Origin of the sequence: Candidatus Desulforudis audaxviator MP104C (genome assembly GCF_000018425.1) — a bacterium.
Classification (GTDB): Bacteria; Bacillota; Desulfotomaculia; order Desulfotomaculales; family Desulforudaceae; genus Desulforudis; species Desulforudis audaxviator.
The window spans coordinates 2341436-2349476 of sequence record NC_010424.1 but is presented as its reverse complement, the minus strand read 5'-3'; the positions used below and the strand labels follow the sequence as shown (position 1 = coordinate 2349476).

The 8041-nt window shown below is 61.8% G+C and carries 9 protein-coding genes; all 9 read left to right on the top strand.

Annotated elements, in window-relative coordinates:
- Positions 1 to 187: 187 nt before the first annotated feature.
- The 9 genes from DAUD_RS11345 to rsmG all read left to right on the top strand — a co-directional run bounded on the left by DAUD_RS11345 (position 188) and on the right by rsmG (position 8004).
- Positions 188 to 1606, top strand: coding sequence for an ISLre2-like element ISCde3 family transposase (locus DAUD_RS11345; protein ID WP_012301193.1), 1419 nt, complete (start codon positions 188 to 190; stop codon positions 1604 to 1606).
- A gap of 143 nt (positions 1607 to 1749) precedes the next feature.
- Positions 1750 to 1884: a 50S ribosomal protein L34 gene (rpmH, locus tag DAUD_RS12195; RefSeq protein ID WP_012303299.1), complete on the top strand. Its 135-nt coding sequence runs from the start codon at positions 1750 to 1752 to the stop codon at positions 1882 to 1884.
- A 41-nt stretch (positions 1885 to 1925) separates the two neighbouring features.
- Positions 1926 to 2267, top strand: coding sequence for a ribonuclease P protein component (rnpA, locus tag DAUD_RS12190; protein WP_166485191.1), 342 nt, complete (start codon positions 1926 to 1928; stop codon positions 2265 to 2267).
- Positions 2260 to 2475, top strand: a complete 216-nt coding sequence (yidD, locus tag DAUD_RS12185) for a membrane protein insertion efficiency factor YidD (protein ID WP_012303297.1) — start codon at positions 2260 to 2262, stop codon at positions 2473 to 2475. The genes rnpA and yidD overlap by 8 nt, the downstream gene beginning before the upstream one ends.
- A 22-nt stretch (positions 2476 to 2497) precedes the next feature.
- Entirely contained in the window at positions 2498 to 3400 is a 903-nt protein-coding gene (locus tag DAUD_RS11335) for a YidC/Oxa1 family membrane protein insertase (protein ID WP_012303296.1), read from the top strand.
- A complete protein-coding gene (gene jag / locus DAUD_RS11330) occupies positions 3342 to 3962 on the top strand; it encodes an RNA-binding cell elongation regulator Jag/EloR (RefSeq protein WP_012303295.1) in 621 nt (206 codons plus the stop codon). Before DAUD_RS11335 ends, jag begins: the two co-directional genes overlap by 59 nt.
- 12 nt (positions 3963 to 3974) lie before the next feature.
- Complete coding sequence (mnmE, locus tag DAUD_RS11325; protein ID WP_012303294.1) at positions 3975 to 5360, top strand: tRNA uridine-5-carboxymethylaminomethyl(34) synthesis GTPase MnmE; 1386 nt, start codon at positions 3975 to 3977, stop codon at positions 5358 to 5360.
- A gap of 12 nt (positions 5361 to 5372) precedes the next feature.
- A complete protein-coding gene (mnmG, locus tag DAUD_RS11320; protein WP_012303293.1) occupies positions 5373 to 7346 on the top strand; it encodes a tRNA uridine-5-carboxymethylaminomethyl(34) synthesis enzyme MnmG in 1974 nt (657 codons plus the stop codon).
- Positions 7282 to 8004, top strand: a complete 723-nt coding sequence (gene rsmG / locus DAUD_RS11315; RefSeq protein ID WP_012303292.1) for a 16S rRNA (guanine(527)-N(7))-methyltransferase RsmG — start codon at positions 7282 to 7284, stop codon at positions 8002 to 8004. The genes mnmG and rsmG overlap by 65 nt, the downstream gene beginning before the upstream one ends.
- Positions 8005 to 8041: the final 37 nt, after the last annotated feature.

The window sequence follows — 8041 nt, the reverse complement described above, 5'->3', positions numbered from 1 at the left end:
CAGAATATAAGGATACCAGATTTTTTAGAGATTAGCAACGAGCGCAATGCACCCGGAGAAAAACAATGACGTGGGAGGAGGAGGTTGTGAGTGTAAGGTTTAAGTTAGGAGATGTGAGGTCGGAAATAGAAGTGAGACCTCAAAACGGCTTCCCCTGAGGGGAAGCCCTCCCCGCCAAAGGAGTGAGGTGTTCAAGATTCGCTTTCTGCTTGAGGTAGTCCTGTTTCTGGCTAAGGGAATTTTTGAGGTGTTCAGGTCGGTGCGCAATATGGATGAGTTGGAAGAGCGGGTGCAGCGGTTGGTTCAACAGGCAGGCGGCAAAATGCTGGAGGAGGCGCTGGCACACATTGACCTTGAGTTAAGCGGCAAGCGGGATCCAGCCCTCAAGAACGTGGGACAGCGGTCGCGGACCCTGGTCACCAGCTTCGGTGAGATTACGGTTAAGCGCCGACTGTACCGTAACCAGAAGACCGGCGCGTACCGGTTCCTTCTGGACGAAGCCTTGGGAATCCCTGAACGCCAACGGGTGACACCGCGGATGACCCGTATGATCCTGGAGCTAGGCACGGAGATGCCCTTCAGGCGCGCGGCCCGGGTTATGGGTTTTCTAGTACCGGGGATTCACTGGATGACCGTCTGGTCTAAGGTTCAGGATGCTGGAGAAAAGGCCGCCCGGGATGCTGAGGCACTACGCGAGGCCGTCTTTGAAGACGGTGTGGTCCCTGAAGGCGGCAAGGAGGTTCGGGAGTTATCCATTGAAGCCGATGGTGTAGTAATACCCTTGCAGCGGTCGCCCAAGGCGTTTGGTGAGATCAAGCTGTTTATCGGCTACGAGGGCAGGGAACAAAAGACCCGGAAACTGGTGAACCGTTACACGGTGGCCACCGCCAGGGGCAGCCGGGTGGCTTGGGAAGACACCGGGGCGGCCTTCGGCCACAAGTGGGACCTTAGCAGGGTAGAGCGGATCCGCATTGGTGGGGACGGCGCCGAGTGGATCAAACAAGGCCTGGAGATGTTCCCCGGGGCGACTTACCACCTTGACCCCTTCCACCTGCGCCGGCGTTTAACCGAGGCTTTAAGTTACAGCAGCAACGTCTATGAAACTGTCACCGAAGGGTTAGCCGAGCTAAACCAAGATGCGGTAGTTTCCGCCTTGGACCAGGCGATTCGGGTCAACCGGGGTGCACGCCGTAACGGGATCATGCGGCTTAAGGAGTATCTCCTGGCTAACTGGCAAGGTATCGCCGCCTTGCCGGAGGGAGACCGTTTAGGTGCGATCGAGGGCCAGGTCCGTCACACCATCGCCAGGCGAACAAAGCGGATTGGGGCGCGTTGGAGCCCGGCCGGTGCGGAACGGATGGGACGCCTGTTAGCGGTACGGGCTAATGATGAGCTGGACAGATACGTGGTACACTCGGAACCCCGGTTCGACCTACTGAAAAAGGCTGTCGGAGCCGAGGCAATCCAACTGCCCAAACGCTTCGGCAAAGATCCCGAGGCCTGGCTTCAAGCCAACGTGCCCGCCCTTGAAGGACCGCACGCCGGAAAACACTGGGTCAAGCACATAGTAAGAGAGATTAGTTCACCGAGGTGGTCTACGGTCTAATTCAAATTAAATCGGCTGGGAGATCGCCTACTAAGTCTTGACACGGACCTGGAGGTTCCAACGCCTTGACTGGAGTCGGAAGAATCAATTATAATGTACGGTGACTTCTGATCATTTCCAGAAATGCCCGGAGGTGCAAGTCGATGAAACGGACTTACCAACCCAAAAAGAGAAAGAGAAAACGTTTGCACGGATTCCTGATTCGAATGCGGACCAGATCTGGGCGGAATGTGATCAGGCGCAGGCGCGCAAAAGGGAGAAAGGTGCTCACAGCCTGAGGTGGGCGGGCTTTTTTGTTGCGCGGGAAGATCACGGATGTGTGGCTTGGTTAATGGGAATAATCACCATTAAGAAGAACCGGGACTACCGGCAAGTATTTACCCGCGGGAGATACAGGTCCGACCGGCTGTTGGTGCTATACCGGATGGCCAATGGAACCGGTGGGCGGCGTTTTGGCATTACGGTCAGCAGGAAGTTGGGGGGCGCCGTGGTACGGAACCGGGTAAGGCGCCGGCTGAAGGAAATCTGCCGATTGAACCCGGAGGCGTTTCCTTCGGGATATGACTATGTGATTGTGGCGCGGCCCCCGGCCGCGGAGTGTGATCACCGGGTGCTCACCGACAGCTTGTTGCAACTGGTGGGAAACATAAAAAATGAGTAGGCCGCAAAAACTGGCCATCGGGTTGATCAAGGGATATCAAGTGGCTATTTCACCTTTTTTTCCGTCAACGTGCCGGTTCTACCCCACGTGCTCCGAGTATGCCGTACAGGCCATCGGCAAATACGGTCTCATGCGCGGCGGGTTGAGAGCGGTACGCCGCGTTCTACGGTGTCATCCATTTTCGCCGGGTGGGTACGATCCGGCTTAAGCCTTTTATTGGGGGTTAAGAGTTGTTTGAAGCTTTAATTGACGGCATGACCGCCCTGATCAACTGGCTGTACCACATTACGGTCGGTGTGGGCCTGCCCAGCTACGGCATAGCGATCGTTTTGCTGACCATCTTGATCAAGATCTTTCTGCACCCGCTGACGCGCATTCAGATGCGTTCCATGGCCAAGATGTCTCAACTGCAGCCCGAGATCAAGGCCATCCAGGACCGGTACGGCAAGGATAAGCAGCAGATGCAGACCAAGATCATGGAACTCTACAAGGAGCGGAAGGTCAATCCGATGGCGGGGTGTCTGCTACTCCTGGTGCAGCTGCCGTTCATGATCGCCCTGTACCAAGCCCTCTGGAATTTTGACTATGTCAACCCGGCCCACGCCGGGTTCCTGTGGGTAGCAGATTTAAAAAAGACTGATCCGCTGTACATCCTGCCGGTATTGGCGGCGGTGACCACCTTCGTCCAGTTCAAGCTGACGATGTCGGTGAGCAAGGGCGGGGGGAATCCGAGCCAGGAACAAATGCAGAAGGTCATGCTGACGGTGATGCCGCTATTCATCGGCGGGATCAGCGCCACGCTGCCGGCCGGTCTGTCGGTCTACTGGGTGACCTTCAACCTGGTAAGTATTGTTCAGCAGTTTTTTATCAACAAGCAGATCCTCGCTGACCAGTCGGCCATGGAGCAGCAGCGGGAAAAAGCCGCCAGGGTTGTTTCCGGGGCGGTGGCCGAGGCCGGGGCGCAGGCTTCCGCTGAGCTGCCGGCGGTAAAGCGACCGACGACAGCCGACCCGGCCAGAACGAAGAAGGAAGCTGGTGCCAGGGGCAAGCGGAGCAAGGAGGGAGCAGTACAGGGTGAAGGCAGTCGAAGGAAGCGGAAGAAGCGTGGAGGAGGCGGCCGAGGAGGCGCTTAAACAACTCGGAGTGCCGCGCGACCGTGTCGAGATCGAAGTTCTTGAGGAGCCATCGAGGGGTTTTTTGGGTCTGCTGGGGAGTCGTCCGGCCCGGGTGCGCGTAGTCTTGAAGGAAACCGTTTCTGACCGGGCCCGGGATTTCCTGGAGCAGGTTGTCGCTGCAATGGGTGTGCAAGCGGACATCGTGGTGGAGGAGACGGACGAAGAGATTAGTGTCGGCCTGGAAGGCAAGCATTTGGGCATCCTGATCGGCAGAAGGGGTGAAACTTTGAATGCCCTGCAGTATCTGTTGAACCTGTCCGCGAACAAGGATCAGGCCGAGCGCAAGAAAATCATTCTGGATGTTGAGGGCTACCGCAAGAAGCGGGAAGATACACTGGTCAAGCTGGCCACGAAACTGGCAGAAAAGGCGAAACGGCGCGGGCGGAGCGTGGTCCTGGAACCGATGAACTCGCAGGAACGGCGGATCATCCACACGACGCTGCGGGGAAGGGACGATATCTACACCTTCAGTGAAGGAGAAGAGCCTTTCCGCAAGATCATCATCGCCCCCCGAAAGTAGGTGCGGTAACGGTTGTTGCACGACACGATCGCAGCCGTCGCCACGCCGCCGGGAGAAGGTGGCATCGGGATCATCCGGATCAGCGGACCTGACGCCTTAAAGATTGCGGGCCAGGTATTCAGGCCGGTCGGGGAGAAAGATTGGCGCGCGGGCCCGGGTTTCCGGATGTACTACGGGCACGCGGTGGATCCTGGGACCGGGGAAACCGTGGACGAGGTACTGGTCTCCGTGATGCGGGCCCCGAAGAGCTATACGCGTGAAGACGTGGTGGAGATCAACGGGCACGGCGGGGTTCTGCCCCTGCAGCGGATCCTCAAGATCGTGCTGGATTGCGGGGCTAGGTTGGCCGGACCTGGCGAGTTTACGCGGCGGGCCTTCTTGAACGGGCGGCTGGATCTGGTGCAGGCGGAGGCAGTCCTGGACGTGATCCGGGCGCGCACGGGCTCTAGTCTCCAGGTGGCGCTGGGTCAACTGCGCGGTGGACTGTCGGAGAGAATCGGGGCGATGCGGGAAGCTCTATTGCAGGTGCTGGCCGAAATTGAGGCCAGCATTGACTTTCCGGAAGAAGAGGACGTGCCGGAAACCCGCCTGGAAGCGCTGGCCGGGCAGCTAGCCGCGTTGGAGGCCGGTTGCGTGGAACTCCTGGAAGGTGCCGAGGCAGGCCGGGTGTACCGGGACGGGTTGGGAGTGGCTATCGTCGGCAAGCCGAACGTAGGCAAGTCCTCCCTGCTCAACGCCCTGCTCCGGGAAAAGCGGGCCATTGTGACCGACGTGCCTGGCACCACCCGGGACGTCATTGAGGAAACGGTGAACATCCGGGGTCTTCCGGTGCGCCTGCTGGATACGGCCGGCCTGAGGGAGACGGCGGACACCGTGGAACGTCTCGGTGTGGCCCGGACCCGGGACGCAGTGGCCGGGGCCGACATGGTGCTGGTGGTGCTGGACGCCGCCTCCGGGCTGGAGGACGAGGACCGCCGGGTGTTGGCGCTCGCCCGCGGGAAACCGCTGGTGGTGCTGATTAATAAAGTGGACCTGGCGCCTGCCGGAATCGATCCGGACGCGGTGCGTGCCCTGGTGGACGGGCCGGTTTTGATGGCGGCGATAATTGAAGGTCGTGGCCTGAATGAACTGGAGGAAACGATTGCCGGTCTGGTCCTGGGCGGGCGGGTGACCGGACACCACACGGTGTTGATATCGAACGTCCGGCACCAACATGCCCTGGAACAGGCTGGGCGATACCTCGAGGAGGCCCGGTCGGCGCTGGTCTCCGGAATGCCCCTGGAGATGGCGGTGATTGATATCCGGAACGCGCTGGATTCTCTCGGCGACATTACGGGCGAGACAGCCGGTGAGGACCTTTTGGACCGGATTTTCAGTCATTTTTGTATCGGCAAGTAGGTGGTGGGAACGGTGGAGTACACAGCTGGAAAGTACGACGTAATCGTGGTCGGTGGCGGGCACGCCGGGTGTGAGGCAGCGCTGGCCTCGGCGCGCCTCGGCTGCCGCACCCTGCTGCTCACGCTGAGCATTGATTTCGTGGCGCTGATGCCGTGTAACCCGGCGATCGGCGGGCCGGGCAAGAGCCACCTGGTGCGTGAGATCGACGCCCTGGGGGGCGAGATGGGCCGGAACACCGACCGGGCGGCGATCCAGGTAAGGATGCTGAACACGGGCAAGGGTCCGGCGGTGCGGGCTCTGCGTGCCCAGACCGACAAGAGGCTGTACCAGGAGGGCATGCGCCGGACCGTCGAGGGTCAGCCGCTTCTCGACCTGAAGCAGGCTATGGTGGAAAAGATCATCGTGGACGGGGGCTCAGCGCGGGGCGTGGTCACCCGTACCGGGGCGCGTTTTCTGGCGCCGGCGGTGATCGTGACCACCGGCACGTACCTGCGGTCGCGCGTTCTGGTCGGCGAGACCAGCTTTGAAAGCGGCCCGAACGGGCAGTTCCCCGCGGTCGGCCTGGCTGCGAACCTGCGGGAAAACGGCTTTGAACTCGGCCGGTTCAAGACCGGTACGCCGCCGCGGATCGATCGGCGCACGCTGGACTTTTCCCGGATGACCCCCCAGCACGGGGACGAGGACTGCCCGGGCTTTTCCTTTGCTGCCGGAAACAGGGGCAAAGAGCAGATTCAGGTACCCTGCTGGCTCACATACACCACGGCCCGGACGCACGAAATCATCCGGGAAAACCTGGATCGTTCCCCGCTGTATACCGGGATCATCCAGGGCACGGGGCCCCGGTACTGCCCCTCTATCGAGGACAAGGTAGTGCGGTTCGCGGACCGGGAGCGCCACCAGGTGTTTGTGGAGCCAGAGGGCCTCCACACGAACGAAATGTACGTGCAGGGGATGTCCACCAGCCTGCCCGAGGACGTGCAGCTCCTGTTGTTGCGCAGCCTGCCGGGGCTGGAGAAGGTGGAGATCGTCCGCTACGGTTACGCCATCGAGTACGACTACGTGGTGCCGACGCAACTGGCACCCACGCTTGAAACGAAGGCGGTTTCAGGCCTCTTTCTGGCCGGGCAGATCAACGGCACCTCCGGCTACGAGGAGGCGGCGGCGCAGGGAATTGTGGCCGGGATCAACGCCGCCCAGTCCGTGAAGAACGGCGAGCCCCTGGTGGTCAGCCGGGCGCAAGCCTACATCGGGGTCCTGATCGATGACCTGGTCACCAAGGGCACCCGGGAGCCGTACCGGATCTTCACCTCGCGGGCTGAGTACCGACTGGCCTTGCGGCAGGACAACGCCGACCTCCGGCTGACCGAGCGCGCCCACCGGATCGGGCTGGTTTCCGGGGCGCACTACGAACGCTTTGCGCAAAAGAAGGACCGGGTGCGGGCCGAGTTGGAACGCCTGGACCGGACCGTGGTGCCCGACCCACTAGGGCGGGTGTCCCGGGCGGAGGTGCAGGACTGGCTGGCCGCCCGGGGCTCGGCGCCGCTGTCCAGGCCGTGCCGCCTGTCCGAGTTGCTGCGCCGGCCGGAGATCCGGTATGCCGACCTGGTGGGGCTCGGAGTGGCCGATCCGGATGTAGCGCCGGACGTGGCGGCCGAAGTGGAAAACCAGATTAAGTACGCTGGTTACATCCAGAAACAGGCCGCCCAGGTGGCGCGGTTTGAAAAGCTGGAGGCGCGGCGGATCCCGGCCGATCTTGACTATTCGGAGGTACGCGGCCTTTCGAACGAGGCGGCGCAAAAGCTGGCGGAAATCAGGCCGGTTTCGGTGGGCCAGGCCGGGCGAATCTCCGGGGTGAGCCCGGCGGATATCGCAGTCCTTCTGGTGTACCTGGAGAAGAGGCGCCGGCGGGAGGAGGAGTCGGATGGATCCCGAATCGGTCATCTCCCTTCGGAAAGGAGCGGCGAACTGGGGTCTGGAACTGGGTAGCCGCGAGCTAGCGCTCTTTTCGCGGTTCATGGAGAGCTTGTCCGCCGGGGCTGCCCGGCACAATCTGACTGCGATCACCACCCCGCGTGAGATCGTGGCCAAGCATTTTCTCGACTCCCTGGCCGGACTTTTGGTGATCGACCCGGCGGCCGGAACGCGGATCATTGACGTGGGCAGCGGGGCCGGCTTTCCCGGGCTGCCGCTGAAAATCGTTCGTCCGGAACTGAAACTGACGCTTCTGGAGTCCAGCCGGAAGAAAGCCGACTTTCTGGAAGCCGTGGTCGGGGAACTGGGCCTGGAGGGCGTGCAGGTGACGGGCCGGCGCGCCGAGGAAGCCGGCCGGGACCCGGCCCACCGGGGCACTTACCATTGGGCCGTGGCCCGGGCGGTGGCCCCGGTGAGCGTACTGAGCGAGTACTGCCTGCCGTTCTTGCGCGTGCGGGGCGTACTGGTGGCTTACAAGGGGCCCGAAATCGGCGCGGAACTGGAGCAGGCCCGACGCGCCCTGGAGATTTTGGGGGGCGCGGTCCGCGAAGTCCTGGAGTTCACACTGCCCGGCGTGGATGACCGCCGTTCCCTGGTGGTGATCGACAAGACGGCCCCCACCCCGGAACGCTTCCCCCGGCGCGCGGGAATGGCTGCCAAACGCCCCCTATAGGTCCGGGGCCGCCCCGGTTCGGCAGGTCCCTCCCTCC